Genomic DNA, 26,153 nt, shown 5'->3' with positions numbered 1-26,153 from the left:
TGGCAAGCTGGCAAACAGCACAAAGAATGGTCGAGCAAGCCGCGCGACGTCAGGAGCGCGAGGCCGTCAAAGCCCGGCGCGAGATCGAGCGGCAGAGGAAAGCCCTGATCAAGCTCACCGAGCAGGAGCAGGCCCGTCTGGAGGTACAGGCTTACGAAAACGACCTCGACGTCCTGCTCTCCATTCACAAGGAATGCCGCGACCCCATCGACTGGATGGGCCTCTTTTGCATCCTCCCGCCCGCTCCTCCCTCAAAGCTGGCTCGGCATGAACTGGAGGCTATTTTCAAGAAACCCGCAGCGCTCGGAAGTTCAGACCAGGCCGCCGCCGGAGCCGAGGCGGATTTTGCCTCCCTGGAGACCGCTCAAAAAAACTACCTCGACGAGCACGCGCAATGGCACTACTGGCACACCCTCGCCCAGAGCATCCTCCAGCAGAATGTCGGCGCATACTCGCAGGCGATCAATGACTTCGCGCCATTTGCGGAGATCGCCCAGCTCGGCTCAGCCATGCGCTTTGTCATTCACACTCCGACCTTTGTGGAGTGCACACTGACCGTCAACGGTCTCAACATCATACCCAGCGAGATAAAGTCGCTGAACGCCTCGGCCAAACTGTCGACCAGAAAGATGCCGCAGGGCCGTTTCCATGAAATCTATCAGGACTACGTCTGCGGTTCCGCCCTGCGGGTCGCGCGCGAGATATTCGCGCTGCTGCCGGTGGAGCACGTGCTCGTCACAACCGTGGTGAATGATACCGATCCGGCCAGCGGCAACATGGCTGAGATCCCCGTCCTCTCCGTACGGTTTGACCAGCCGACCTTCAACACCTTGCAGTTCGACCATCTCGATCCCTCCGATTCCATCTCCCTTTTTGAAGCAAGAGGCGACGCGACCGCCTCACGTCGCTCCGGTGCTTTCACCCGTATCCAGCCGTTCACTCCTGAAGATTTTTCCCTCGGCTCCATTTCGGCGCGATCCGGCCTGTTGCTCCTCGTAGCCCGCGCCCAGGAGCAGAGGGAACTGATAAAGACCGCCTCATCCAAGATCCGTATTTCTGAACCAAACGTCTCCCCGGCATGACCATCTTTCTCACCCTCCTCTTCCTCGCGCTTACCCTCACCATCGGGGTCTTCGCCTTCCTCAACAGTCGGTTGAAGAAACGCCTCGTCGAGCTGAAGGCCGAGAGCGATGCCCACGACACCCGGTCGCGCATCGAGGTGGATGCCATTCGCATCGCCTATGAAAATGCCACCGCCCAGGCCATGGCCGCGTACGAGCAAAAGGTCGCCGAGTTGGACGGCGAAGCCGAACGCGTCCGCCAGCATTATGAAAGCGAGACCCGCCAGGCCATCGAGGCTGCGAGACTGGAGGCCGCCCAAGCTTTTGCCGAGTTGGAATCCCTGCGTGGGTACGCGACACTCCGCGACGCCGAGGCCGACACCGCGGCACAACTCTCCGCCGCACTCTCCGAGGCCGATGCGCTCCGCCAGGAGGCTGAGGCCCTGCTGCAACGCGCCAGAGAGGGAGGCATCCAGGAGCGGGCCGCCGCCCAGGCTCGCGCCCGGGAAATACAAGCACAAGCCGATGCCCTCCTGACCCAGGCCACCCGCGACGCCGGGGTGATCGTGGCGGAAGCCGAGAGGCGTGCCGAGCAGATCGGCGGCGAGGCCTACCAGTCCCTGCGCGACAAGCAGCTCCTCGACTCTGCCGTCACCGCGATTCACAATACTATCGAGGGCTACGGCGACCGCTATGTCGTCCCGACCCACAGCCTGCTGGACGACCTCGCTGCGGACTTCGGACATACCGCCGCCGGGGAGGCTCTGAGGGCCGCCCGCGAGCAATCAAGACGCATGGTGCTCGCAGGGGAGGCTGCTGCCTGCGACTACGCGGACCCGAACCGCCGCGAGACCGCCATCCGGTTTGTGATCGATGCCTTTAATGGCCGGGTCGACGCGATTCTCTCCCGGAGCAAGCATGATAACTACGGCACCCTCGAGCAGGAAATCCGCGACGCCGCCAGTCTCGTCAACCTGAACGGGCAGGCCTTCCGCAATGCCCGGATTTTCCCCTCCTACACCAACGCCCGGCTGGCCGAGCTTCGCTGGGCCGTCGTTGTGCTGGAGCTCAAAAGGCAGGAGCGCGAGGAGCAGCGCCGCATCCAGGAGCAAATCCGCGAGGAGGAAAAGGCCCGCCGCGAATACGAGCGCGCCATCCAGGAGGCCGCACGGGAAGAAGAAGCCATTCGCCGCGCCATGGAAAAGGCCCGCTCGGAAGTCGCCGCCGCCAGCGAACAGGAACGCGCCAAACTCGAGGCCGAGCTGGCGGAGTTGAACCAGCGCCTCGTCGCAGCCGAGGAGAAAAACCTGCGCGCCCTCTCCATGGCGCAGCAAACCCGCTCCGGCAATGTCTACATCATCTCCAACGTCGGCTCGTTCGGCGAAGATGTCTTCAAGATCGGCATGACACGACGCCTCGAACCTCTCGACCGCGTGAAGGAGCTAGGCGATGCCTCCGTTCCGTTCGAGTTCGACGTCCATGCGATGATCCGCAGCGACGACGCCCCAGCGCTTGAGAGAATGCTCCACACCTCCTTTGAGGACTTCCGCATCAACAAGGTAAATTTCCGCAAAGAGTTCTTCCGCATCCCGCTCGAGCGCATCCGAGATCTCGTAGTGTCCGAAGCGCTCGAGGCAACCTTCACCCTCTCCGCCGAGGCCCGCGAATACCGCGAAAGCGTCGCCATCGCGCGCATGTCTCCCGAACAGCGGAAACACTACTACGACACCGGCACCCTACTCGCCACGCCAGAGGGCGATGCGAGCGACGAGTAAACTCGACGCCACAGGGAGGAAGGCTCTCCGACAGCCGCTTATCTCCCTTAGCGAATAACGATTGCCTTCCTCAGTCCCGGTAAGCGGTCGGGATTCCCGAGGCTCGCCGATAGTCGCCGCAAGGCATTCGCTTGGGAAACAGCAAGGGGTACACCAGGAGGAACGGCGGGAAGAGCAGCAGCAGCCCCCACCAGAAGGAGTAACCCCGCTCCACCGAGAGGCAGCCCAGCGCCACATTCCAGAGCACGCCCGCAGCAACGGCAAAGCCGATGGACACATACCAGCCCGTCTCATGGTGCGCAAACACCCCCAACTGCGCGGGAATCGTTAATAGCGTAAAAAGCAACGCTATCAGTCCGATAACAGCAGACCTCGTGATCATGGCGAGCCGCATCGTAACACATCGGCGGCCTCCTTGACCACCCTCACAGGCGAAAGAAAACGGCACCCGCCCTCGACTCCGGCACATGGACGAGGCCCCCGACGCGAAGCCCTTGTCAAAGGGAATGGAAATGCCACTCCCCTGGACAAAAGCACCCCGCCCGGCGCATCATCGCCACCATTTTCCCACCGCAGGCTGGCGATTTTCCGAGCAGTTCTTAGGGATTGAAACCTTACGAACTGACCAATAGCTTTCGCGCGATGAATCCACTCAAGAAACGCTTGGGAAGAGACTACGTGGGAGCCCCGGCTGGCTTGCCAGGTCACCCTCCGCGTCGCGTGAGAGCCGCTTTGTGCATTCTGGCGGGAGCATTTGCTGTGTTTTCCCCCATCGCCAATGGCTTTTCCGCCGCGATGGTGAGCAACACGAATGAGGACACGTCCCTGCAGATTTCCATGGCTCAGGGCATAACGATTGCCACCCGCTTTACCACCGATAGCTCGGAGTCTGCGTTTCGGCTGGATTCCGTCACGATCCTTATGGGATTCGGCTCCACCACGGGCGGATTCCGCCTTTCGATTTACGATGATGGGGCGGGGATTCCCGGCAGCCTGGTGGGGACTCTCTCGGGCGAGGACGCTCCGAGGTTACCCGGCCCTCACGTCTACACGTCTTCGTCGATCCAGCTCGCGGCCAACTCCTCCTACTGGGTGGTCGCGGACGTCACTGTTCCCTCTTCGACCTTCTATTGGTGGGCCACCACCAGCACTGCCTACGAGGGGCCATGGTCGCTCTCTCCTGGTTACAAGATGGAACACTACGGATGGGCGGAGATCGACTCCAGCACCCCGATGCTGAGCATTCAGGCCAGCGCGGTGCCCGAACCCGCCACCATCGCGATGTTGGCGCTCGCGGCAGCGGCGGTCTTCGCGCGTCGCTTCGCGAGGCGACCGGCGCGGGTTTAACACATGCTCCCCCCGGCGAGCGGCCCCGCCGCTGTCGGCTTCCTCCTCCTTTTCATCGGCGCGCTGCTGGCTTCGGTCAGTGCGCCGCGTTATGAGATGCTGCTTATCAGGTTCACGAGCGCGCTGGCGGGGGCGCTGGGCTGTTTTGCGTTTGCCTTCCGGCGTGGGCCGCGTTGGTTCAAGGTGCTCCTGATCGTGCTCGCGCTGTCGACCTTGCAGACCATCGTCGTGAACATGCTTCGCCTGTTTCCCGGCATGAGGATGCTCGACCTGCTGTAGCTTATTCTGACAGAATCTTAGCCTTATGAAATCCCTCCTCGTTGCCGCCTCGCTTGTGTGTTTCGCCGCCGTACCCCTGCGGGCGCAGGTAAATGCCGCCGTGCGGGACACCGCGTTGCGCAGCTTCCTCGGGATTCAAAGCGTCGGGTCGTCCGTGCCGATCGCGCCCCCGGCGGTGTCGGGATTTGCCACGGTGCTCGTCTACAAGGATGGCAAATTTTGGAAGCGCATCGGCGACACGCCGCTCTCCCTGAACTTTGGCCAGACGCCCATCGCTCTCGGCAATACCCAGGCGGGCTATGCCCCGGCCACTGCGCAGATCGAGTTTCTCTGGGGTCCGCGCGATGGGAAGGTGGGTTATCTCTTCCAGGCCAAGGTGGGCGCCACGGGGTTCGAGCCATCTTTCAGCGAGATGCCCGAGCTGGCGGCCCTCAATACGTGGTACTCCGATGCGTTTCGCGGCCCGAACCCGCCGCAGCTTCACGGCATGTCCGTGATGGGCGCGGCCTATTCGCTCAAGAAACCGCCGCATGGCGAAAGCATCGAGGCCTCGATCAAAGCCGCCGATCTCGCGGTGGTCGTATTGTTCAAGACGTTCGGCTCCGAGGAGGAGAGGCACGCATTCTGGAAGACGTGCGATGAAGAGCTGAAGCAGTAAAACCGCCCGGTGCGGCGCCAAAGCGCATCGAGAAATTCCACGGCGGCCTCCGCCACGGGCGCGGCCTCTCCTCGCGGTCAACTTCACCTGGCCCTTTGCCACGTGGAGATCGGGCCGCACGAGTTAACCCTGCGCGGGCCGGGAATTCATTACGTATTCAGCCGCGAGGGCGTCGCGGTGGAGGCATTTCGCAGCCTCTCTTCGTCCGGCCTGCGTTTCCTCCACGCCGACCCCGCTGTGCCCGCCCTGGGTCGTCTTTTGGACCTTCCAGCCCCGCGCGGTGAAAGCCTCGCTGGCCGCGCACGGTTACGCCCTCGCCGCCCCGGCCCAGGCGTCCCCGGTGGGAGGCGCAACTCCGAATCCGTCGCATGCCGGGGAATCCCTTTTACACCCCCCGCCCCGCGCGCCAGAATTCCCGCTCCATCGCTCGGGGTTAACCAACTCATGCCGCACACACGATGAAGACCTTCCTGCTCCTCTGCGCCCTCCTCGCAGCGGGCCTGCCGGACTTCTGGATGCCCGACACCGATAAAGTCCCGCTGAAGTTCCCCGGACAATTCCCCGTGCATCCCGTCACCGAGTTTTTCCTCAAGCATCTCTCGAACGGCCAGGAAGCGTTCGCCCGGCCCACGCCGAGCTTTTTCTCCAAAAAGTCATGGCCGATTTTCTTCGGCCAGTACATGAGCTACGATCCGCCGTTTCCCACCGCCGAGCTCGATTTCATCGGCAGCGACGCCGCAGGCGATCACTACGCCGTCTCGTTCCAGGCCGACGCCGCCTCGCCCGTGGTGAAGAAGGAGGTCGTCTACACCGGCACCCTGCTGGAGGTCTGCAAGGACGAGCGCTACGCCCTCGGCATCCGCCCTCAGGCGAAAGCGAACGAATCGAAATAGCCTGCCGCCATGCATTTCCTGCTCCTCCCGCTCCTCGTTCTTTTCTCGCTGGTCGATCTCTCGGATGGCATTCCCAGTCCACCGCCGACCTTGCTTTCCACCTACCCGCAGCTCAAGAATCCCGACGCCACGAGGACCTATTACCACGCGCCCATCGGACGCCTGAACAAGATCGCCCCGGACCCGGACTACAAGACCACCCGCCCCGACTTCGCGGCCTACATCGACCAGCTCATGCTTATCGACGGCCCCATGCCCGTCACCGGATATGTCGAGGTCGTCACCATCTCCGACCGCGAGTACTTTATCGTCGATCACGGGCAGACAGAGTTCTCCGGCTTGCCGTCGATGACAGGCGTCTATCGTGTTACTCCCGAGGTGGTCGAGTACGTCGTGGCCATCGGCCCGAGGCAGGTGCTTTTTTCCAGCGAGATCGGCGTGGTGCGCTGGTGTTACGAATACGACAGTGCCGACCGCCTTTCGCGCAGGACCTCGTGGACATCGCAGGACGATCCCCAAATGGATTGTGAGCTTTACACCCGTCACATGTCGGACCTCTGGACGATGAGCCTCGCCAATCGCCTCCTCCGTCCGCCGCTTCGCACCTGGCTCACCCTCCCCCAACGCCCCGCCGCCGAAACCCTCTACACCTACTGGCCCACCACCGGCAAACTGCGCACGATCACCGAAACCTCCCACTTCGCCAGCCAGCAAAGCACCGTCCGCCACTTTGACGAAAGCGGCAATGAGGTGAAGGAACCGCAATAATCCCGCCATGCCCCGCCGCCTCGTCCACTTGCTCGCCCTGTTTTCCCTGCTCCTCCTCGCCAGCATCCCGCTCCGCGCGGCTGATCCGCTCGATCGGGAGGTGGATAGTGTTTACGCCATCCGCTCATTTGCCAATGTCATCACCGAGATCGAGAACAAAACGGGCTTCACCGTGCAAAGCCCCAAGGATGTGGCCGATTTCATGGCCAAGCTCAATATCTATGGCGGACTCGGAGAGGTGAGCAGGAATGGCGTGGTGCAGGGAATTTCCATCCAGGAGTTTCTCAACATGCTCTGCTACCAGATCTCCATGACGTGGGCATTTGATCCCGCCACGGGCACCATCACGCTCGACCACCCATGGCACGATACCGACCCGCGATCTGCCCGTGAACTCCTCGCCGCCATCCGGTCTGATATTACCTCCTCCCCCAAGGGCGACTGGCGCAAAGACCTCGCCGCCCTGCTCAGCAAGCCGTCCCAGCCCGACCTCGCCTGGAAAACCCTGCAATGCGCCGTTGCCCCCGGCGTCGCTGTCGGCCTCGACAATGTCAACCTCGGGCTGGCCTGCGATGTCATCGCCGCCGATGGCAAGATGTATTTCCTCGTCCTCCTCGTGCGCCCGCTGTATTCCGTACCAGCCGCCAGCAGCGCGTCGTACTATGCCTTTCGCGAGGACGGCACGCTCGCCCTCGCAGGGGTCTTTTGCACGGGGATGAACTGCTTCTTCCGCTCCGCCCTGGCCACCGACGGACGGGAACCCGCCAAACCCTCGGAAATCCAGATGTCCTTCGACCGGGGCGGCTTTATCACCGCCTGCTTCCGCCTGGAAAACGACGGCCTCCAGCTCGCCTCCCTCGTCGACGCCCACGGCAACGCCGTCAACCCCAAGGACAGCGACCTCGGCGACTCCCTCCTGCCCAAGTGATGCACAGAGGAGAACCGCCGTCCTGCCGCAAATCGCATTGCCGCAATACCACGGGCGGGTAGTATTCCGCGCATCCCCTCCGAGCCATGATTCGCGCCACGTTGCTTGCCCTGCTCATTATCTCCCTCGGCTTCCCGGGACAAACGCAGGCCGGGGAGCCATCCTGGCAAAGTCTCCTCCAGCTCGACGACCTCGCCGAGGCTGCGCGGCAAAAGCCCGCCGCGCAATACTACCGCCTCACGGTCGAGCGGTCGTTCGACCCCGTCGTCGTCATCGAGCTTTCCTGCGGCGACGACGGCACGCTGCGCATCCGCCGCACCGACCGGAAGGTCAACGAAAAGGAAGGCACCGTGAGCTACACGCGCCTCGCCGAGGACAGCACCATCAAGGCCAGCCCGCAGGCGGTCGCCTCCTTCCGCACCCTCATCGACGGGAGCGAATTCTGGAAAGCCCCCGCCGCCGACTGGCGGGAACCCGGCCTCGACGGCTCCACCTGGACGCTCGAGGGCGTCCGGGACGGTCAATACCGTAAGGTCACCCGCATCAACCCCTTCGTCGCCGCAAAATTCGCCGCCACCGCGCCGGGCTGGAAAAAGCTCGGGCCGGAGCGCAGCTACGCCGAGGGGCTGCTCAGCGCGGCATTCGCCTACCTCTGGACTCTCGGCGGCTCGCCCGGCGAAATGTATTGATCAGAATTCCCTCGGAAACTCCGTGGAATCTTTCGAGGCTGGCCCCGCCGTTGCTGAAAATCGTCCGACGGGTTTATGTGCCAAAACCACCCGTTCCGTGGCACATAAACCGCCATTTGCCTCATTTTATGTCGCATATCGCGATTATGCGCCACGAGAGCTCCTCTTGTTCCCCGCAGTGTCGGCGGCCCCCTTGCGTCTCAGCAGCAGCCTTTCCGCCAGGAGAGCGATGCCACGAAACACGAAGAGAAAGGCTATCAGGCCCGAGACAAAAAACGCCCCGAGGATCGAGTGCTCGTGAAGATGTTCGATCCTGTGCGGGTCTACGAGGCCGGTGTATCCGGCGCGGCCCATCGTCACGCAGAACCAAAGGAACCATCCGCCAGCGATTGCGCTGGGAGCTGCGGCGACGAGCAGCAGCGCGAGATTCACAGGCCACGCGCCCGGCCTGCGGCGTCCCAGCCACCACACGACCAGAAACACCGGCCCCCACAGCGCCTGCATCCAGAACGAGGGTGGGAAGAACGGGGAAAACATCGCCAGCAACTCGACTGCGGGAAAGGAGCGACCTGCCTACTCCGTCTTCAGGTAGCCGATGATGACGGTACTCTGCGGGTTGAGCCGGATCACCTCCTGCGGGTCATCGGCCCCGACGAAGCCGCCCCTCCCGCCGAACATCGCCTTGAAGATCGGCGAGCGACCCGGGACCGCCAGCTTCGTGGAAAACGCCCCGGAGGCCTGTCCGCCGCCCACCGGCATCTCCTCTTCCGTCGAGGTAAAGGGAGCCACCATGCGCATGCCATGCCACGTCATGACCACCGTCCCGTCGACCTTGCCGCCCTCTGCGGGTCGGAAATAAATCGCAGCCTTCACCAAGGCCGTTGGGAGGTCGCGTTCCTTGCCCAGTTTCCCGGGGGCAATGGTGCGCTTCAGCTCGCCTTTCACATAGACCTCCATCTCGATCTCCACGCTTCGCACCGGCGTGGCATTCTCGATCTCCACATAGATCGGCATGATCTTCAGCGGGATCGCGAGGCTGTCCCACTCCGCCCCTTTGACCTGAATCTCCTCCTTCGCAAGGAGAGTGAGCGGTGCGAGTAGACTAAGCAAAGCGAGGAGGGCTTTCATAACGAGAGGATGCAAAGCCTACACCTCTCGCCACGGGGCCTGTCAAGAGAGCCATTTAGCTTAGGACCTGTCTAAAATTACCGATCCACGGCTTGCGGCGGGAAACCGGCGTTCGGCTGCGTTCCGGCTCCCTCACGGATCGCCGCTGATACACCAGGTCGCCGCGCTGTGGCGTCCGCCCATTATCCCTGCCATTCACCCATCATCCTTTTCAGACAGGCTCTCAGCAGTCACGCCCGCTGCTCCGGGCAGACTCACGACAAACCTCCCGCCACCCGGCTGCCGGGAGGTCGCCGCGCCCTATTCCGTCGCCGCCGGGCGGAACTTCTCCGCGACCGGCTCCACGCCGCCGCGCGGGCCGTCCACCGCATGGTAGCTCGATGTGGCCGCGTCCCAGGCGGTTTTCTTCGGGTAGGGGTAGACGGGCATTTCCCACTCCTCCCTGCCCCCAGCCATGCGCTCGCGATGAGCTCGCCGGGAGGGTTCTCCTCCGGTGAGGCGCTGCCGGATGGCCTGCCCGCGCCACGAGACGGCACTTTTCCGCGGGGGCAACCGGTCGCTTGCGGCGGGTCGATTGACAACGGGCGGGTAGGTTATAGCTAATACGGGGCATGACGTTGCGCCGCGCTCTTTGGAATCTCGCCCTGGCGGCGGCGGCGTTTCTGCTGGCCTGGGTGCCCGCGACGCTTTCCATTCCCTCGGGCGCGCTGACGGATGTGATCTGGCCGTTCGCGGGGTTCGTGCTCGGGAGCGTGCTGCTGTGGGGGCCGCGCGCGATCCCTCCGCTGATGGCTGGCGAGTTCCTGGTGTCGCTGGCGGTGGGCTCGCCGTGGTGGCAATCCCTGTGGGTCGCGACCTGGGAGGTGGCGCTGTGGGGAGGCGCGAGCGCGTGGCTCATGCGGCGGGTGGGAGGATATCGCGCGGGGCTGGACAGCCTCGGCGCGGTGCTGGGGTTTTTCCTGATCCCGCTGGGAGGCTGCATGTTTCTGCGCGTCGCCCTGGGCATGTATTTCCGCGTGGCTTTTGGGTGGACGACGTGGGACCACTTTGGCGGCGACCTGCTCTCGATCTGGCTGAGCGTGGCGGCAGGCATCCTGATCGTCGCGCCCGTGATGCTGGCGGGGGTGGAACACCGGGGCGCGCTGCGCTCCGTGCGCCCGGCACGCTACGGCGAGGCCGTGCTGCTCTGGGCGGGGCTGCTCGCCACGGCCTACGTGCTGGTGCCGGCGGTGCGGCAGGCCGCGTCGCTCTCGGTGCTGCCGTTCCTCGTCTTCCCCTTTTTCATCTGGGCTGCGCTGCGGTTCGGCATCTTCGGGGTGGGCATGAGCTCGCTGGTCTTTGGGGTGGCGAGCTTTGAGCGGTTCTTCTTTTCCGGCTCCTTCCCAGAGGCTCCGGTGCTGCGCGAGGCGATGCTGTTTTACCAGACCCTGCTCATCGTGGCCTCGGCGACGGGCCTGCTGGTGGCGGGTGCGCTGGCCGATCGTCGGCGGGCGGTCGAGGGGCTGGAGGAAACCGTCGCCGGGCGCACCGCCGAACTGCGCACCGCGAATGACGGCAAGGACCGCCTCCTTTCCATCATCGGGCACGACCTGCGCGCCCCGCTCTACGGCCTCGTGCGGCTCTCCGAGTACCTCATGGAATCCGCCGCCCGCATCACGCCGGACCGCCTGGCGGATTACGCGGGCGAGATGCACCAGTCGGCCAAGGGCCAGATCGAGGCGCTGGAGAATCTCCTGAGCTGGGCGCGCCTGCGCACGGGCCAGGTGGCGTACCGCCCGGAAACCCTGCCCGTCGACGCCCTGCTCGGCCCGGTGGTGAATCTCTTCCGCCTCCGCGCCAACCTGCGCGGCATCACGCTCTCCCTCCTCCTCCCGGCGGAAAGCACCCCCGTCTCCGCCGATCCCGAGATGACCCGCACCATCGTGCGCAATCTCCTCTCCAACGCCCTCCCCGCCTGCCCGGAGCAGGGTCGCGTGACCGTCGAGGCGCGGGCCGACGGGGATGATCTCGTCGTGGCGGTGAACAACGACGGGCTGGGGCTGACGGAGGAGGAGATACGCCAACACTTCGATGGCGAGGCGGATTCCCCGCGCGGCCTGGGGCTCGTGCTGGTGCGGGAGTTCTGCGCCGTGCAGGGCGCCCGGCTGCGGGTCGAGAGCGCACCGGGGCGCGGCACGCGCGTTTCCTTCCGCCTGCCGCTGGCTCAGTGAGGCTTCACGCCCAGGGCCTGGGCAAAGCGGAGGAGCCCGGCGAGGTTTTTCACCCCGAGCTTTTGCATGATCGCGGCGCGATGCCCCTCGACCGTGCGCACGCTCAGCCCGAGCCGGTCCGCGATCTCGCGGCTGCGCAGCCCGCTCGCGACGAGGGCGAGTATTTCCTGCTCCCGGCTGCTGAGCACCTTGGCAAAGGAGTGCGGGTCGCCCTGCTGCCGCCGCCGGGTCTCGGCCACGATGCGGGTGTAAAACGTCCCTCCCCCGGCGAGGGCGTCCAGCGCCTGGCGCAGGGTCTCGAGCGGCTGGTCCTTTTCCACGTACCCGGCCACGCCGAGGTCCTGCAACCGCGTGAGGGTGAGGGCATCGGTGTACGACGTGACGGCGAGCACGCGAGTAGCGGAGAGCTCCTCCCGCAGCCGCCCGCAGAGCGCGAGGCCGTCGGGTTCGGGGATGTTCAGGTCGAGGATGACGAGGTCGGGCCGCGTGCGCTGGCACAGCTCCCAGCCGTCGCGTCCATCGGCGGCCTCGCCCACCACGGTGAAGCGCGAGTCCGATCGCACCACCTCAACCGTGAGCTGGCGAAAGAGCGCCTGGTCCTCGATGACGACGAGGCGGAGCGGAGCGCGGCGGGCGGGTGACTCGTCCCTCATGGCCGGTCAGGATGGCAGTTCATCGACCTGTCGCACGCCAGAAATCCACGTAGTTCTACCTGAAAACGCCATTCGACGCCGGGCGGCGGAGCGGGGAAAACGCGCCCATGAAAACGTGGCGGCGCGGTGTTTTTCAGGTCCTGGCATATTCGGCATTATGCTCCTCTCTCCTTCGCGGGGAAACGCTTTATTGGACAGGCCCCTCCACGACGTGGAGCACGGGGACGGCGGCGTGGGCGGATGATATCGGCGGCATGGGCCCGGCCCAGGCATGGCACGACGGCGCGAGCGCGTACTTCACCGCCAGCTCCGTCACTCCTCCGTACCCCGCCACGTTGATCCTGTCGGGGACTGTCTCGGCGAATGACATCACCACCAACGGCTCGGACTACTTTGTCCTCTATCCCTCGGGCGGCGCGACGCTGGCGACTGCGGATGCCACCATGACCATGCAGATCAACGACACGAGCATGTTGCTGGTCAATGCCCCCGTCACCGGCTCCGGAGGCGTGACGAAATCCGGCTCCGGGTCCCTGTATCTCACCGGCGGGTCCTCCTACACGGGCGACACTCTCGTGCAGCAGGGCAGCCTTTCCACCTCCGGCGCGGCGCACACGGGCGGGGGAAATTTCACCGTCGACGCCATCGCGGGAGCCACCGCGACCGCCATGCTCTTCGCCTCCTCCACCAATGCCGATGTCACCATCGGCGCGACCGCCGCCGGTGTGAGCAACACCGCCTATCTCAACGGGAGCGCCGCCGAGTGGACCGTGCAGGACACCCTCACCGTCGGCGCGGCGGGCACCGGCAGGCTCTCGGTGCAGAATGGCGCTGCGCTGAACACCGTCACCACCGTGATCGGAGACGGCACGGGGTCCAGCGGCCAGATCACTCTATCAAACTCCGCCATTGGCTACGCCACCTCCTGGATCAACCACGGCGACCTCTTCGTGGGCCGGGACGGCGCAGGCACTCTCGTCGTCTCCTCGGGCTCTGTCGCCAAGGTGGCCGCCGGGGGCAGTGCATACATCGGCTACGGCGCAGGCACGGCGTCATCCCTCGTCCAGGTCATCGGAGCCGGGAGCAAGTGGATCACAGGCGACCGCCTCGTAGTCGGCCAGGCCGGCAACGGCACCCTCTCCCTCTACCAGGGCGCACTCGTGCAGAGCCAGGATGCCGTCATCGCCGCGGAGGATGGGTCCACCGGCTCCGTGCTATTGACCGATCCCGGCAGCCGCTGGGATGTCGCGGGCGAGCTCGTGGTGGGCGGCCTGGGCGACGCCCTGCTCCAGGCTACCTCCGGCAGCTCGGTGACGAGCGGCTCGGCGGTCGTCGGGGCCGGGGCGGGGGCAAATGCCAGCGTCGTCCTGAATGGCGGCAGCTGGGAAAATACCGGGTCGCTCGTGGTCGGCGAGAGCGCGACGAGCGCCTTCGTCACCGTGTGGGGTGGGAGTTCGCTCACCTCCGGCAGTTATCTCCTCGGCCAGAACGCGGGCTCCCGCGGCAGCACCTGGGTGTTCGGCGGCTCGCTGGAGACGACGACAAGCCTGACCCTCGGGGACGCCGGGCGGGCGTATTTTCAGGCCACGGCTGGCAGCACGATCACAACCGGGGGCGATGCCATCCTCGCCGCGCAGGCCACCGGCAGCGCCACGGCCAGCATCTCCGGCTCCGGCACGCAGTGGACCATCTCCGGCAACCTCTTCGTCGGCCAGCGCGGCGTGGCCGATCTCACCGTCGCCAGCGGAGCAGCCATCCAGGCGGGCGCGATCATTCTCGGCGGCGACCCAGGGTCCCAAGGCACGCTCACCATATCCGACTCCGGCTCGCGGGTGACCACGGCGGCCATGTTCATCGGCTTCAACGGCACGTCGCGCGTCGTCGTGCGCGACGGCGGCGAGTTGAATGTCACCAATCCGCTCCAGGGCATCTATGTAGGCTCCGGCAGCGAGCTCAATATCGGCGACAACAGCACGGCAGGCGCGGTGAACGCCCCGCAGGTAAACCTCGCCTCCGGGGCCACACTGCGATTTCAGCACACCTCGGCGGACTACATCTTTAACACGCGCCTCTCCGGCACCGGCGTCGTCTCGCAAAGCGGCACGGGTTCCACCACGATCACCAGCAACAGCATCGGGATGTTCTCCGGTACTGTCCAGGTCGAGAGCGGCACGCTCCGCACCACCAACGCCTACGCCCTCGGCATGGGCAGCGTCACCCTTTCCGGCGGCACGCTCGCACCCTCCGGCACGCTCAACATCCAGTCGCTCACCTGGAATGACGGCCGCATCTCCCTCGCCGCCGGGGCGGATTTCCTCAACATCGCCAACACCCTCACGCTCGGCGCGAATGGCGGCGTCTTCACCCTTTCCGGCCTCGCCGCCAATGTCACCTACGACCTCCTGAGCGCGTCCAATCTCGACGCCTCCATGCTCGGGCTCTTCTCCCTCGCAGGCGGCGCGACGGGACTCAATGCGGTTTTCTCGCTTGATGGCACGACGCTCCGGCTCACCCTCTCGGGGGCGGCGACCGGCCCCATCCTGCAAAACAACGGCGGCCCCTTCACGCCGACGAACGCCGACTTCCTCGTCAGCGGAGCAGTCCAGACAGCGACCGCCGCCGACAGCAACACCGTCAATTCGCTCACCTTCGCCCCCGGCTCGCAGCTCACGGTCCACAACACGCTCGGCGTCACCAGCGGAAACCTCACCGTCACAGGAGGCGAGGCCACGCTCGCGGGCGATCTGGTGGCCGTGCCCGGCGGCTTTACGAAACTCGGCCCCGGCCTGCTGAACCTCCTCGCCACCCTCATCTCCGGCGGCCCCGCCTCCATCGCCCAGGGCGTCCTTTCCGTCAATGGTGTCCTCGCCGCGCCCGATGTGATCGTGCAGCCCGGCGCATGGCTCCAGGGCGTCGGCTCCATCCTCGGCAATGTGCTCAACCAGGGCGGCGTCGCGCCCGGCAATTCACCCGGCACGCTCACCATCACGGGCGACTATACGCAAACCCCATCCGGCACGCTCCAGATCGAAATCGCCAGCCTGACCGTGTATGACCGGCTACTCGTCGGCGGCCAGGCGTCGCTCGCGGGCACGCTCGATGTGCAGACCTTCGGCGGCTTCAGCGGGCTCCAGTACGGTCAGCAGTACGCCTTCCTCCAGGCGGGCGGCATCAGCGGCGGGTTTGACACCATTACCATGCCCGACCCGGCGCTCTATCGCGGGCGCTTCCTCGCCGAGGGCGGCACAGGCATCCTCCTCGTCGCCCCGGCCAGCTACACGCTCGTCGCGGAGACGCAAAACCAGCGCAATGTCGCCCGCGCCCTCGATTCCTACATCGGCGCGACGGGCGACCGCGACACCGTCAGCACCGCCCTCGACCTCCAGAGTGCCAGTCAATACCCAGCCGCCTTCGACGCCATCTCGCCCGCGTATTACCAGACCCTCACCGGCACCACCATCGAGCAGGCCGTCGCGCAGACCCAGATGATCGCGCAACGCCTCGGGGCCGTGCGCCTCGGCGCACGGGGCTTCCAAGCCATGGGCCTGGAGGCTCCGCTGAAGAATGACCGCAATGGAAAAAACGTCCTCGACGCCCGCGATGGCAAGGACCTCCTCGCCCCCGCTCCCGACAACCGCTGGGGCGTCTGGGCGCTCGGCAACGGCATCTTTTCCAAGGTCGCCACCGTCAACGATCTCCCCGGCTACCGCTTCCAGAATGGCGGCTTCTTCGTCGGGGCCGATTATGCCTGGAGCGAAAATCTCACCACCGGCCTCTTCGGCGGCTATCAGGGCGCCTATGCAAAGTATGCCAACGGCAGCATGGCCTCGGTAAACTCCGCCCTCTTCGGCGGGTACGCCTCCTTCCAGAGCGGCGGATTTTACAGCGACGCCATCGTCAGCGGCGGGTACAATGGCTACGTCGCCAAGCGCTCCATCCAGTTCAGCACCATCGACCGCACCGCCCGCGCCACCCCCGATGGCGGCCAGCTTTCCGCCTACCTCGATCTCGGCCACGACTGGCGCGCGGGCGGCTTCACCTTCGGCCCGCTCGTCAGCGCGCAATACACCTACTCCGGCATCGCGCCCTTCACCGAGACCGGCGCGGACAGCCTCGACCTGCGGGTGGAACAGCAGAATGCCAGCAGCCTCCGCACCAACCTCGGCGGCCGTATTGCCTATACCTGGAACATCGCCTCCGGCCTCACCCTCATCCCCGAGGTGCGCATGTTCTGGCAGCATGAGTACCTGCAAAACTCCACCACCATCGGCGCGAGCCTCGACGGCGGAGCCGGTCCGTCCTTTGACTACTCCACCACCGTGCCCGCCCGCGACAGCGTCTTTGCCGGGGCCGGGCTCAGCGCCGCCTTTGGCCGCAACCTCGGCGCCTTCGTCTATTACAACGCCGACTTCGGCCGCCAGGACTACCTCAGCCACATGATCAGCACCGGCCTGAACTGGAAATTCTAGGGCGTTCCCGGAAAAACTGCAGCCGATCTTGAGCGACGGCGCAAACCGCCGCGCCCTACTCGGTCGCCGCCGGGCGGAATTTCTCCGCCACCGGCTCCACGCCGCCGCGCGGGCCGTCCACCGCCTTGTAGGTCGAGGTGGCCGCGTCCCAGGCGGTTTTCTTCGGGTACGGGTAGACGGGCATTTCCCACTCCTTCTTGCCATCCACCGACCGGGAGCCGATGAGTTCGCCGGGGGCGACGCCTTTTTCGCGCCACGCGCGCACGGCGGCGAGCATGTCGGGTGGCTTGTTCATGCCGGGGCCGCCACCATGGGCCATGCCCGGGATGAGGTAAAACTTGAGAAACTCCTGCGCCTTTTCCAGCCCGCCCTCGCGGGTGGCCACGCGCTCGTAGTAGTCGATCGACGCCCAGCAGGGCACGACGGAATCGACTGATCCCGCCATCATGATCATCTTGCCGCCGCGTTTCGCGAAGGCGCTCAGGTCGTCATTCTCCGCGTTCAGCCACGGGCCGAGCGCGGCGGAGTACGTGTCGATGTCCGCGCCGAAGTTAATCTCGCCGAGCGGCTTCTTTGCGCCAAAGACCCACTTGAACAAATACAGGTTCCCGTGCGAACCCTCAAAGGTGCTCCCCGGCGGCAGCCCGCCAAAGATCCGCGCGCCCGTGCCCTCCTGCACCGGTCCGGCGAAGAGCTTCCTCAGCGCCTCGGCGTGGGCGGGCGTGAGCGTTGCGTCCTTCTTCAGCGCCAGCGCGATGACGGCCTCCTGGTCCTTTGCATCCCAGCGCGGATCGGAGACAAACTTGCCCGCCGCCACCGGCACCTCGCGCGCGGCCAGGTATTCATTCGCCGCCGCGATCACCGCCGCCTCCTGCTCCTTGGTAAAGGGACACTTGGCAAAAATCTGGTCGTTCCACAGGAAATACGCGTGCAGCGGGGCGCGACAGTGGGCCGGGATGTTGGCCACGATGCCGTCGTAATCCTCCGGATAGCGCTGCGCCTCCTGCATGGCCTGCTGGCCGCCGGTCGAGCCGCCATTGAAGTACGAGTACTCCGGCCCGCGCCCGTAATACGCCCGCACGGCGTCCTTTGCCACCACGGTCATCAGGTGCGTCGCGCGGTAGCCAAAGTCCCGCCATACCTCGCGATTGCCCACGCCTGAGTCGGGATTCGGCGCGGTGCCCATGTCGGTCGTCGCGGCGGCATATCCGCCCTGGGTCGGCCACGCGAGCTGCTGCGGGTTGATGTGCCCGGCCGCGCCGCCATTGCCGATGCCGAGCAGGCGACCGTTCCACTTCGGCTCATCGGGCAGCCAGATTTCCACGAGGATGTGAGAGCCCTCCGCCGGGCGCAGCTCCACCTTCATCACCGCGCGCGGCGGCAGGTTCGTGATGGCCGGCTTGTCGGGAATCTCCAGCGTGGGCGAGTCAAAGTGCTCCACCGAGGTCACCACCCCGTTTGCCACCTTCAGCCCGCGCAACCGCGCCAGCCTTTCCTCCAATCCGCCGCCCGCCGCGGCCTCCTGCGCCTTCGCCATATCAGCCGTCACCATGCCCGCCACGCAGGCCAATGCAATCATCTTCAACATATCGGGGAAATACGAAGCCCGCATTCCTATCACCCGGTCCGATGAGGGCCAACCTTTCCGTATTCAAACTAGTGAAATTCCCGGCGCTACCGCACCCCGGTTCACCTGCCGTCCATCACTTCCCGCCCACAAAGCTCGCCCCGAGCGCCCCGGCCAGCGCCGCCGCGATGCGATCCTGCGCCGCCGCCACGGGATGCACCCGGTCGGGCAGCAGGTCGTCGCGCGAGGTGACGCAGTGCGACAAATCCACCACCGTGATCGCGCCGAGCAGCGGAGCCTCGCGGCGCAGCAGCGCATTATAGGCCGCGATTCGCTCCTCGATGTCGGGCGGAATCACGATGCCCCACGGCTTCGGCCCCGCCCCGATGGGCAGCAGCGTGCCCACGATCACCGGCACGGGAAGGATCGCGCGCAGCAGCGCCGCCATTTCCGCCCACACCGCCGCCGGTTCGTCGAGGTACATGTTATTCGTCCCCGCCGTGAGCACGACGACATCGGGCCGATGCCGCGCCAGCGTCTCGCCGATGGGCTGCGCGGTGGTGCCGCACTTCGTAAACCCGCGCCGCAACTCCTCCAGCCGAAAGCCCGGGTGCCCCTCATGCCACGGCTGCGCGAGACCCTCCGAGTTTTCCGTGCGGGAACCGACGAACTCCACCGCCGGGAACCCGCCCTCGCGCAGCAGCCGCTGCAATGTCCCGCGATACCCGCCCGGGTGATCCGGCGACCCCTGCGCGATCGAGTCGCCCAGCGGCAGCAGCCGCAGCGGTCGCAGGGATCGGGTAATACCACTCGCCCTTTCCGCCATGTCCATGCCGCTGCGCACGGCGCTCAGGCGGCCGAGATGCAAAAGTCCACCAGTTCGTCGAGCGCCACCTGGGCGAGGCACACGCGGGTGTCGGCTCCGCCGTAGTAGATATTCAGCGTGCCATCGGGCATCGGCACCGCGCCATTGGTAAAGACCACGTTGGGCACCTGTCCCATGCATTCATAAGGCGTCTCGGCCTGGAGGATGAACTGACGCGGGGCCGCGATGACATGGCTCGGGTCGCGCAGGTCGAGCAGGGCCACGCCGAGGTAGTAGTTTTCCGTCGCGCAGTTCTTCGCCGTTGCGTGGTACACGCACAGCCAGCCGCGATCGGTCTTGATCGGGATCGCCCCGGCCCCCGTCTTGCACCGGCTCCAGGGCGTGGCGGGCAGCACGACCGGGCGGCTCTGCCCCCAGTACATCAGGTCCGGCGAGTAGCTGATCCAGATGCGCCCGCTGCCATCCACATCCTGCGGGCGCTCCAGCCGCGCGTACCGCCCGCCGATTTTCTCGGGGAAGAGCGCCGCGTTGCGGTTCGACGGCACGGAGAGCTCGCCCACCGGCTCGAACTTTTGAAAATCCGCCGTGCGCGCGATCCCGATGCAGCTCCCGAAGCCGCCCAGCCAGCTCGCGTGGGTGACATAATACTGCTCCTCCAGCCGCGTGATGCGCATGTCAAAGCGGTTGTCCATCCACCGGTCCTCCGTGTCGCGCAGGGGATAGTCAATAGGCTCGGGCGAGATGTCAAAGTTCACCCCGTCGCGGCTGCGGGCCACGTAAAAGAGATTGTCCCGCGCCATGTCCTCCACGCGCAGCAGGAGCAGCACCCCGTCCTCGTACCAGGTCGCCCCGCAGTTGAAGACCGACGAGCACGGCACCGGCATGTCGGCGGGCGCAATGATCGGGTTTTCCGGATGCCGCGCGAGCACGGCGTGGCGGGACGAGGGACGGGATGGAGCCAGTGTATTCATAAAATCAAAAGACGCGCAGCGTGCCGCCCGCGCTCCAGCGCGCGTCGAGCTGGATGCTGATGGCCAGCCCCTCGGGGTAGGCCAGGCGGCGCTGGATCACCTCGGGCAGCAGCGAGCCGACCATGTCCATCGGCATGTTCACACCGGTCAGCGACACGCCGCTGTCCGTCTGCCCGTACTCCTCGACGCCGTACGAGATCACGCTGATGTCGCGCGGGATGCGAAACCCCGATTCCTCCAGCTGCCGGATCACCTCGCGCGCCACGGCATTGCTCACGCACACGATCGCGCTCGGCATCGGGCGGGCTTCAAACAGGATGCGGCACCCTTGTTTCACCACATCGGCCAGCGAGGCCGACCGCCAGTCGCGCTCGACCAGCGCCACCGGCCAGGGCGTGAGCCCCGCATTCTGCCGCGCCAGGTACAGCCATGAGGCAAACCGCGTGCCATGGCCCGTATGCGAAAGCGCATCCGCCGCGTCCTCCTCGTCAAACTCCTCGTCGGGCATCAGAAACGGCGCATGCCGGTCCATCGTGCCGAGCCAGCCGATATGCTGGTGCCCGGCCTCCTTCAGCTGCTGCACGACGAGGGCCGCCGCCCGGGCTTCGTTGAAGTAGACGGAATCCACGTCGTGCTGAAAATCATGCCCGATCGTGTAGGCCACCGGCACATGCTGGCGCAGCGCCGCGACCCAGCGCGAGGGAAAGGGCTCGCTCAACGCCACGCCGTGAAATCGCTCGGCTTCCAGCAGCTCGACCATCTCCTCCAGGCTGGGAAACGACCGGCTCACCACCTGGCCGTCCATCTTTTCCAGCGCCCGCTCCAGCCCCATCACCATGTCGTTGCGGTACGGGATGGACTCGCCGCGATCCAGCGTGCCGACCGTCGGGCAGAGCAGCCGCAGCCGGTTCTCCGACCCCGTCGACGACCGCACAAACGGCGCAAACAGCCGCTCGCGCGACGAGAAGTACCCGATCTCCTCCGCCTTGCTCCGCACCAGCCGCCGCGTCTCCTCGCTGATGCGCCCGATCCCGCGCAGCGATTTCGATACGGTCATCGTCGTGACCCCGAGTTCATCGGCGATCATCTGGAGCGTGGGACGGATGGCGGGTTTCTTTTTCATCGTGGGAATAGCTAGGAAATTGAGACTTCGGGCGCCTGCCGGACTGCGCGATATTCCATGGTCAGCCGTAGAAACTCAGCTGTAGCCCAGATCTCGGGCGCGCTCGGGTGAATGTAAATCCGGTGAAATCCCCTCTGGCCAGTATGATTCACACTAAAATGCTCGGGGATGAGCAGGGAATCATCCGAGAGATTCTCCAGCACCCACCTGATGCATTGGGCGGCCTGCTCCGTTTCTCCGCGCAGCAGGTGAACCCGTGCGAGCCAGCATGTATAGGTCACCCAGGGACCGCCGTACGGGATCTCCGGCCACGGCTGCAGCGAGAGCGGATACCGGTACAGCCCGCCCATCGACGCGTCCCAGATGTGCTCGCGTAGATAATCCAGCGTGCGGCTGACGACCGGATGATCAGCCGGGACGATGCCGAAAAGCGCAGGCGTGAGCATGGAGATCGTAGGCAACGGAACGGGCCGCCCCTGGTAGATCCGCTTGACGAAGATCCCGAGCTCCGGATGCACCAGCCGCGTCATGATATCCTGCCGCAGCTTCTCCGCGGCCTCCTGGAAGCGCGCGCTTTCGTCCGGTGCGTCGAGGCAGGCGGCGAGCCGCGCGGCGCCGAGCAGTCCCCGGCAGGCCATGACGTTGACATACGTTTCGTATCCCCGGCTCACCGCGACAAACTCATGGATCGCGCGCTCGGAATAAATCAGCCCCGTTCCAGGATCGACCAGCCCCACCAGGCGGCGCGCAAAGTTGAAGAGCGACTCCTTGTGCCTGGCGCAAAACTCCAGATCGCCGGTGATCTCGAGATGCCGGTCAAAGACATGGAGGATGGTGCCGAGCTGGTCATTCTCATCGGCCGAGGCAAACCGGTCATCGCCGATCTTGAACGACGTGTAGTACTCGTACCCGCGCCGGGCCTCTTCATGGAAACCCAGCAGATCCAGGGTCAGCAGGATGTAGCTGCCATTGCGGGTCTGCGTCGCATCGCGGTAAAAGCTCATCCCTCCCAGCGGCGGACCGGAAGGAAGCATCGCCGAACGCAACACCATCACCGCCCGCCGCTCCACCTCCGCCAGCCTGGGGCCAAACTCCTCCAGCGACGGCCCGGCGAGCGACCCGCCCTCGGGTCCCTGTTGCCAGTAGGCCTCCGTGCCTCTCCACAAGCTGCCGCGCTCCATCCGGAAACGCCGGATCGCCGATCGCGCCTCATCCGTCGAGTTTTCCCGCGTCAGATAAAGATCAAACCCGGCCTCCGCGCCCGGTGCGAGCGCGGCTGGAGCCAGCGCGATCGCCGCGATGGGCGCGACACCTGCCACCTCGCCATGGCAGGAGAGCAGCCCATCCTCCAGATCATAGTAGACATCGGTGTGCCCGCACACCTCCCCGACCTGATACTCGGAGGGCGCTTCGCTGGCCCCAAAGGCGAGCACGTTCCCATGATGATCCTCCAGCAGGATCGCCTCGGACTCCCGGTCAAAAAAGGCCCGGCGGCACACGCCCTTCTTGTTATATTCCGTGGAGCTAAACTGCGGGTAGACAATGGCCGTCGCCCTGGCTGAGACCTGCCGCTCCGTCGTGTTCTTCAGGCGCACGCGCTGCACCACCCCGTCGAGATCGGGCGGGATGAAATACACCTCCGTCACCTCCAGCCCGCCCGCTCTCCATTGCAGCGTCACCGCAGGCGCGTCACCGACGAACCCTCGCTGGAGCAGCCGGCTGTCGTCGCCGTCATCCAGGCACTCCGCGATGCTGCCATCGACCTCCAGGCGCAGGCGGGTGCCCTGCGTCAGCGTCGGCGACGCCTTCGTCGGGGAAAAGAAATCCGTCAGGCCAAAGACATGATCGGTCGTGAGCTGGCCTCCGGCGATCAGCGCCATGACACGCTCGTTGGCAATGAAGAAGCTTTCGGTCGGGATGGAATGATTGGGCATCATGGGAATCATGGAAGATCGGACGCAGGGGCGGCGCCCGCATGCAGCACCGGGTTAGCCAGGTCGAGGAGGAACATTTCTCCTGACGGGCAGCCATCGGCCTTCAGGCCGCCCGCGGCGGTCCACGTCAGGCGTGTCCACGAGCAGTCTCCTCGCTCAAAGGCAAAGGTCTCGCCGTCATCGGCGTAAAGTTCACCTTCGGCCTTCTCCTCTCCGTAGACATGCAGGCGCACGGTCAGCGGGCCTCCGCCGGACCAGCCCTCCGCGCTCTCGGCCAGAGGCAATACAGTTCCCTCCCGCACAAAGAGTGGGATGTCCGCCAGGCTGAGATCGGAAAGGGTGTGAGTGCGCCCGCCTTCCAGCCGTTTCCCCGTGAAAAAATCGCGCCAGGCCCCTTGCGGCAGATAGACCTCCTTCACCCGTTCCCCGGCTTTGAGAGGAGCGGCGAGCAGGGATTGGCCGATGAGATATTGCTGGTCGCAGCTCCATGTCCTCCGGTCCTCCGGCGTGTCGACGACCAGCGCGCGGAACGGCGGCACGCCTTCCCGGTGGTAATGGGCAAAGGCCGTGTAGAGGACCGGCAGCAGTCGCATCCGCAGCTCGAGCGCCTGCTTCACCAGCTTCACCACCTCCCCGGCTCCCTCCATCTTCACGCCCGCCTGATTCAGCTGGCGATCGATCTGAAACCACGGGGCATGGGGCATGTACCAGCAGTTCACCTGCGACACCGGGGAAAGCACCGCCGTTTGCAGGCGACGCACGAGGTCTTCCACCGACGCGGCATGCCTCACCTCGGGAGCGAAGAGATGTCCGCTGAACCCCGAGTTGATCATCCCGCGCAGGAACTCGTCATGCGCGTACAGGTCACTGTAGAGGGCAAATGGAAACGGGGCCGCCAGCGCTCCCGACGAGCGGACCAGGCTGTAGTGGCGCTGCCCCTCCTCGCGAAACACCCGGTCGACCGTGGCCTGATAGGCCAGCCCGTAGAGGCAGTGCATCTGCTCGCCGTCCAGCCCCGACGGGAATCTCGCATGCTCGGGAAACGACCAGGAGTAGCTGATGAAGTCGCTATTGTCGCACTCGTCGAGCTTGAACCCGGCCACGCCTCCCTTCACCAGCCGCCTGTGCTCCCCGGCGAATAACCGCTCCGCCTCGGGGTCGAAGAAATCCGGGACCAGCCCGTCCATGCCGAGAGTATCCGCGCTATGCGACGCGATCTCCTCCGCAATCGGCGACGCCGGATCGAGAAAGGCATGCTCCCACAGATTCAGACGCCAGTGCCTGGAGCGGAGCTTCCCGGCAAACGCCTCCGGATCGGGAAATCGTTCGCTCCACACCAGGGAGTTCGGATACGACCGCGTCTGCCAGCCGGGCTCGAGACCCAGGACATGAAAAGGCAGCCCGTCCTTTGCGAACTCCTCGAGGAGCGCTCCCACCTCCGCCTCGCCGTCCTTGGCAAAGGGGCGGTACCAGTTCTTCAACCCCCACAAGGGAGGCAGGCACCCGCCGCCGGAAAACAGGACATAGCGCCGGATCGCATCCCTCATCGTGGGACCGGCAAAAACATAGACATCCACGCCAGCCGCCGCCGGGATGTCAAAGACCACCTCGCGGCCAAAGGCGTGGCGGCGATAGATTTCCTCGGTGGAAAGACCCGGCTGCTGCTGCCCCAGGCGCTGCTCCGCCCGCTCCTTCAGCGCTTCCGCCGACAGATGCGTCCCCACATACACCGAGGCATAGCGGGCCGTATCCACCAGCACTCCATAGCCCCGGGTCGACACATAAAATGGCACGGGCGCGTGGGAGTCTCCCGTATCCGCCACGGGATCGGAGTTCACCCGGAGATGCTTCTTCTTTCCCGATTGCAGATGGCTTTGCAATTGCAGCCCGAACCCAAAGACTCCTTCCTCCGCATCAAAGGGAGCAGTCAGTACGCATCCCCGCCTCTCCGTCCGGAAGGAGAAGTCCGCGCCGGCAAAAGGACACTCGTCCACGGGCAAAAGCCCGGCCATGCGATCCAGGGCCGGGTCGGCCTGGCGCAGCGCCACTGGCGAGGCCTCCTCGGGCGTGCCAAAGCGATACCGCCACACTCCGGGCGCGATGGGTTCCGGACTGCTCATTTACTTTTCTCCGCTCACCGTGATGTCGTCGATGTCAAACGCCCGGCGCACCCCGGAGTTCCCAATGGCGATCGCATCGATGAACTCAAACTTCCCGCTCGTTCCCACGGCGCCGATCTCCTGGTCCTTGACGAGAAATTCCCCGGGATTATCGGCTTCGCGGATCGAGAGCTTCGCCTTGGTTTCCGTGCCGCGCAGGGAAGCGCCCGGGACGATGTCGGAGATGATGACCTCGTACCAGACCTCGGGCTTCCAGTTTGCCTCCGTCAATGTCTTCGACTCCCCGTTGCCCCAGTTGGTCCCCTCCGTGGATATGCGCACGGTGTTGTCGCGGGAGTCCTGGCTGTTGCCGCCCTGGAAACGCACGGAGAAACCGTTGACGCCATCGGATTGCCCGACGACGACCTGGGCCGCCGCATAGGCATCGTCAATGAGCCGGATCTTGAACTTCACGGAGGGATGGCCTTCCAGGATGCTCACGATCTTCTCGGGAGGAAGGGTGATCTTGAAGGACTCCTTTGAGGAAAATCTCACTCCTCGCCCGTTGTAGCCCGCGTTGAGCATGCAGACGGCTCCCTCGCCGGTGGCATCAGCCGGATAGTGCACCGCCCATCCCGGCACATCCTTCAGCAGCGTGCCTTCGTCCACGGTGGAGAAATCTTCCTGGTAGCCGGCCAGCGCCGTCGCCGAGGTGAGGGCCAATACAGTCGCAGCCAGGGAATGGCGGGAGGGGAATAGTCTTTTCATAAATCGA

General features: G+C 65.2%; 23 protein-coding genes. 11 read left to right on the top strand and 12 right to left on the bottom strand.

The features are described from left to right. Positions 1 to 26 precede the first annotated feature (26 nt). Positions 27 to 1,082, top strand: a complete 1,056-nt coding sequence (locus tag TSACC_RS04835) for a hypothetical protein (protein WP_075078259.1) — start codon at positions 27 to 29, stop codon at positions 1,080 to 1,082. Next, positions 1,079 to 2,836: an SNIPE associated domain-containing protein gene (locus TSACC_RS04830; RefSeq protein ID WP_075078258.1), complete on the top strand. Its 1,758-nt coding sequence runs from the start codon at positions 1,079 to 1,081 to the stop codon at positions 2,834 to 2,836. Before TSACC_RS04835 ends, TSACC_RS04830 begins: the two co-directional genes overlap by 4 nt. 70 nt (positions 2,837 to 2,906) lie before the next feature. Here TSACC_RS04830 and TSACC_RS04825 read toward each other — a convergent pair whose 3' ends face one another. After that, positions 2,907 to 3,218, bottom strand: a complete 312-nt coding sequence (locus TSACC_RS04825) for a hypothetical protein (protein ID WP_153811273.1) — start codon at positions 3,216 to 3,218, stop codon at positions 2,907 to 2,909. A 377-nt stretch (positions 3,219 to 3,595) separates the two neighbouring features. Here TSACC_RS04825 and TSACC_RS04820 point away from each other — a divergent pair, with 377 nt between their 5' ends. The 7 genes from TSACC_RS04820 (at position 3,596) to TSACC_RS04790 (ending at position 8,398) form a co-directional block, all read left to right on the top strand. Further along, entirely contained in the window at positions 3,596 to 4,183 is a 588-nt protein-coding gene (locus tag TSACC_RS04820; RefSeq protein ID WP_169809537.1) for a choice-of-anchor R domain-containing protein, read from the top strand. Between the two features lie 3 nt (positions 4,184 to 4,186). Next, positions 4,187 to 4,462 carry a hypothetical protein gene (locus TSACC_RS04815; protein WP_075078255.1) on the top strand — a complete coding sequence of 92 codons (276 nt, stop codon included), beginning with the start codon at positions 4,187 to 4,189 and terminating at the stop codon, positions 4,460 to 4,462. Between the two features lie 25 nt (positions 4,463 to 4,487). Further along, complete coding sequence (locus TSACC_RS04810) at positions 4,488 to 5,120, top strand: hypothetical protein (protein ID WP_075078254.1); 633 nt, start codon at positions 4,488 to 4,490, stop codon at positions 5,118 to 5,120. 458 nt (positions 5,121 to 5,578) lie between these two features. Then, complete coding sequence (locus tag TSACC_RS04805; protein WP_075078253.1) at positions 5,579 to 6,013, top strand: hypothetical protein; 435 nt, start codon at positions 5,579 to 5,581, stop codon at positions 6,011 to 6,013. Positions 6,014 to 6,022: 9 nt separating this feature from the next. Next, complete coding sequence (locus TSACC_RS04800; protein ID WP_075078252.1) at positions 6,023 to 6,781, top strand: hypothetical protein; 759 nt, start codon at positions 6,023 to 6,025, stop codon at positions 6,779 to 6,781. A gap of 7 nt (positions 6,782 to 6,788) precedes the next feature. After that, positions 6,789 to 7,709 (top strand): hypothetical protein, encoded by a 921-nt coding sequence (locus TSACC_RS04795; protein ID WP_075078251.1) that lies wholly within the window; start codon positions 6,789 to 6,791, stop codon positions 7,707 to 7,709. Positions 7,710 to 7,795: 86 nt separating this feature from the next. After that, the gene (locus tag TSACC_RS04790; RefSeq protein ID WP_075078250.1) at positions 7,796 to 8,398 is read left to right on the top strand and encodes a hypothetical protein; all 603 of its coding nucleotides are present in this window, start codon (positions 7,796 to 7,798) and stop codon (positions 8,396 to 8,398) included. Between the two features lie 144 nt (positions 8,399 to 8,542). Here TSACC_RS04790 and TSACC_RS04785 read toward each other — a convergent pair whose 3' ends face one another. The 3 genes from TSACC_RS04785 to TSACC_RS21655 form a co-directional block, all read right to left on the bottom strand. Continuing rightward, positions 8,543 to 8,935, bottom strand: coding sequence for a hypothetical protein (locus tag TSACC_RS04785; RefSeq protein ID WP_075078249.1), 393 nt, complete (start codon positions 8,933 to 8,935; stop codon positions 8,543 to 8,545). Positions 8,936 to 8,971: 36 nt separating this feature from the next. After that, positions 8,972 to 9,526, bottom strand: a complete 555-nt coding sequence (locus TSACC_RS04780; RefSeq protein ID WP_075078248.1) for a hypothetical protein — start codon at positions 9,524 to 9,526, stop codon at positions 8,972 to 8,974. A 300-nt stretch (positions 9,527 to 9,826) separates the two neighbouring features. Further along, positions 9,827 to 10,078: a hypothetical protein gene (locus TSACC_RS21655; RefSeq protein ID WP_153811271.1), complete on the bottom strand. Its 252-nt coding sequence runs from the start codon at positions 10,076 to 10,078 to the stop codon at positions 9,827 to 9,829. Positions 10,079 to 10,137: 59 nt separating this feature from the next. Between TSACC_RS21655 and TSACC_RS04775 the strand changes: the two genes are divergently transcribed. Beyond that, positions 10,138 to 11,736, top strand: coding sequence for a sensor histidine kinase (locus tag TSACC_RS04775; RefSeq protein WP_075078247.1), 1,599 nt, complete (start codon positions 10,138 to 10,140; stop codon positions 11,734 to 11,736). Here TSACC_RS04775 and TSACC_RS04770 read toward each other — a convergent pair. Continuing rightward, a complete protein-coding gene (locus tag TSACC_RS04770; protein ID WP_075078246.1) occupies positions 11,730 to 12,389 on the bottom strand; it encodes a response regulator in 660 nt (219 codons plus the stop codon). The genes TSACC_RS04775 and TSACC_RS04770 overlap by 7 nt on opposite strands. Before the next feature lie 107 nt (positions 12,390 to 12,496). Between TSACC_RS04770 and TSACC_RS04765 the strand changes: the two genes are divergently transcribed. Then, positions 12,497 to 16,858 (top strand): autotransporter domain-containing protein, encoded by a 4,362-nt coding sequence (locus tag TSACC_RS04765; RefSeq protein ID WP_075078245.1) that lies wholly within the window; start codon positions 12,497 to 12,499, stop codon positions 16,856 to 16,858. Positions 16,859 to 16,913: 55 nt separating this feature from the next. On the opposite strand, the gene TSACC_RS04760 is transcribed toward TSACC_RS04765, so the two are convergent. From TSACC_RS04760 to TSACC_RS04730, 7 genes are all read right to left on the bottom strand, one after another. After that, positions 16,914 to 18,437: a tannase/feruloyl esterase family alpha/beta hydrolase gene (locus tag TSACC_RS04760; RefSeq protein WP_237763900.1), complete on the bottom strand. Its 1,524-nt coding sequence runs from the start codon at positions 18,435 to 18,437 to the stop codon at positions 16,914 to 16,916. A 124-nt stretch (positions 18,438 to 18,561) separates the two neighbouring features. Next, complete coding sequence (locus TSACC_RS04755) at positions 18,562 to 19,293, bottom strand: SGNH/GDSL hydrolase family protein (RefSeq protein ID WP_075078243.1); 732 nt, start codon at positions 19,291 to 19,293, stop codon at positions 18,562 to 18,564. Beyond that, positions 19,275 to 20,222: a glycoside hydrolase family 130 protein gene (locus TSACC_RS04750; RefSeq protein ID WP_075078242.1), complete on the bottom strand. Its 948-nt coding sequence runs from the start codon at positions 20,220 to 20,222 to the stop codon at positions 19,275 to 19,277. Before TSACC_RS04750 ends, TSACC_RS04755 begins: the two co-directional genes overlap by 19 nt. A gap of 4 nt (positions 20,223 to 20,226) precedes the next feature. After that, positions 20,227 to 21,345: a LacI family DNA-binding transcriptional regulator gene (locus tag TSACC_RS04745; RefSeq protein ID WP_202815908.1), complete on the bottom strand. Its 1,119-nt coding sequence runs from the start codon at positions 21,343 to 21,345 to the stop codon at positions 20,227 to 20,229. A gap of 11 nt (positions 21,346 to 21,356) precedes the next feature. Further along, positions 21,357 to 23,282 carry a hypothetical protein gene (locus TSACC_RS04740; RefSeq protein ID WP_153811270.1) on the bottom strand — a complete coding sequence of 642 codons (1,926 nt, stop codon included), beginning with the start codon at positions 23,280 to 23,282 and terminating at the stop codon, positions 21,357 to 21,359. A 5-nt stretch (positions 23,283 to 23,287) separates the two neighbouring features. Further along, positions 23,288 to 25,399, bottom strand: a complete 2,112-nt coding sequence (locus TSACC_RS04735) for a TIM-barrel domain-containing protein (RefSeq protein WP_075078240.1) — start codon at positions 25,397 to 25,399, stop codon at positions 23,288 to 23,290. Next, positions 25,400 to 26,146 carry a hypothetical protein gene (locus TSACC_RS04730; RefSeq protein ID WP_075078239.1) on the bottom strand — a complete coding sequence of 249 codons (747 nt, stop codon included), beginning with the start codon at positions 26,144 to 26,146 and terminating at the stop codon, positions 25,400 to 25,402. It abuts the gene before it with no gap. Between the last annotated feature and the right edge of the window lie 7 nt (positions 26,147 to 26,153).

Source organism: Terrimicrobium sacchariphilum, assembly GCF_001613545.1.
Taxonomy (GTDB): domain Bacteria; phylum Verrucomicrobiota; class Verrucomicrobiia; order Chthoniobacterales; family Terrimicrobiaceae; genus Terrimicrobium; species Terrimicrobium sacchariphilum.
The sequence above is the reverse complement of the archived record's forward strand: the minus strand, read 5'-3'. Positions and strand labels throughout refer to the sequence as shown.

Coding starts and splice junctions, on each gene's coding strand:
- TSACC_RS04835 (WP_075078259.1), top strand. CDS start 27: ATGGTCGAGCAAGCCGCGCGACGTCAGGAGCGCGAGGCCGTCAAAGCC.
- TSACC_RS04830 (WP_075078258.1), top strand. CDS start 1,079: ATGACCATCTTTCTCACCCTCCTCTTCCTCGCGCTTACCCTCACCATC.
- TSACC_RS04825 (WP_153811273.1), bottom strand. CDS start 3,218: ATGATCACGAGGTCTGCTGTTATCGGACTGATAGCGTTGCTTTTTACG.
- TSACC_RS04815 (WP_075078255.1), top strand. CDS start 4,187: ATGCTCCCCCCGGCGAGCGGCCCCGCCGCTGTCGGCTTCCTCCTCCTT.
- TSACC_RS04810 (WP_075078254.1), top strand. CDS start 4,488: ATGAAATCCCTCCTCGTTGCCGCCTCGCTTGTGTGTTTCGCCGCCGTA.
- TSACC_RS04805 (WP_075078253.1), top strand. CDS start 5,579: ATGAAGACCTTCCTGCTCCTCTGCGCCCTCCTCGCAGCGGGCCTGCCG.
- TSACC_RS04800 (WP_075078252.1), top strand. CDS start 6,023: ATGCATTTCCTGCTCCTCCCGCTCCTCGTTCTTTTCTCGCTGGTCGAT.
- TSACC_RS04795 (WP_075078251.1), top strand. CDS start 6,789: ATGCCCCGCCGCCTCGTCCACTTGCTCGCCCTGTTTTCCCTGCTCCTC.
- TSACC_RS04790 (WP_075078250.1), top strand. CDS start 7,796: ATGATTCGCGCCACGTTGCTTGCCCTGCTCATTATCTCCCTCGGCTTC.
- TSACC_RS04785 (WP_075078249.1), bottom strand. CDS start 8,935: ATGTTTTCCCCGTTCTTCCCACCCTCGTTCTGGATGCAGGCGCTGTGG.
- TSACC_RS04780 (WP_075078248.1), bottom strand. CDS start 9,526: ATGAAAGCCCTCCTCGCTTTGCTTAGTCTACTCGCACCGCTCACTCTC.
- TSACC_RS04775 (WP_075078247.1), top strand. CDS start 10,138: ATGACGTTGCGCCGCGCTCTTTGGAATCTCGCCCTGGCGGCGGCGGCG.
- TSACC_RS04770 (WP_075078246.1), bottom strand. CDS start 12,389: ATGAGGGACGAGTCACCCGCCCGCCGCGCTCCGCTCCGCCTCGTCGTC.
- TSACC_RS04765 (WP_075078245.1), top strand. CDS start 12,497: ATGAAAACGTGGCGGCGCGGTGTTTTTCAGGTCCTGGCATATTCGGCA.
- TSACC_RS04760 (WP_237763900.1), bottom strand. CDS start 18,437: ATGATTGCATTGGCCTGCGTGGCGGGCATGGTGACGGCTGATATGGCG.
- TSACC_RS04750 (WP_075078242.1), bottom strand. CDS start 20,222: ATGAATACACTGGCTCCATCCCGTCCCTCGTCCCGCCACGCCGTGCTC.
- TSACC_RS04745 (WP_202815908.1), bottom strand. CDS start 21,345: ATGAAAAAGAAACCCGCCATCCGTCCCACGCTCCAGATGATCGCCGAT.
- TSACC_RS04740 (WP_153811270.1), bottom strand. CDS start 23,282: ATGATGCCCAATCATTCCATCCCGACCGAAAGCTTCTTCATTGCCAAC.
- TSACC_RS04735 (WP_075078240.1), bottom strand. CDS start 25,399: ATGAGCAGTCCGGAACCCATCGCGCCCGGAGTGTGGCGGTATCGCTTT.
- TSACC_RS04730 (WP_075078239.1), bottom strand. CDS start 26,146: ATGAAAAGACTATTCCCCTCCCGCCATTCCCTGGCTGCGACTGTATTG.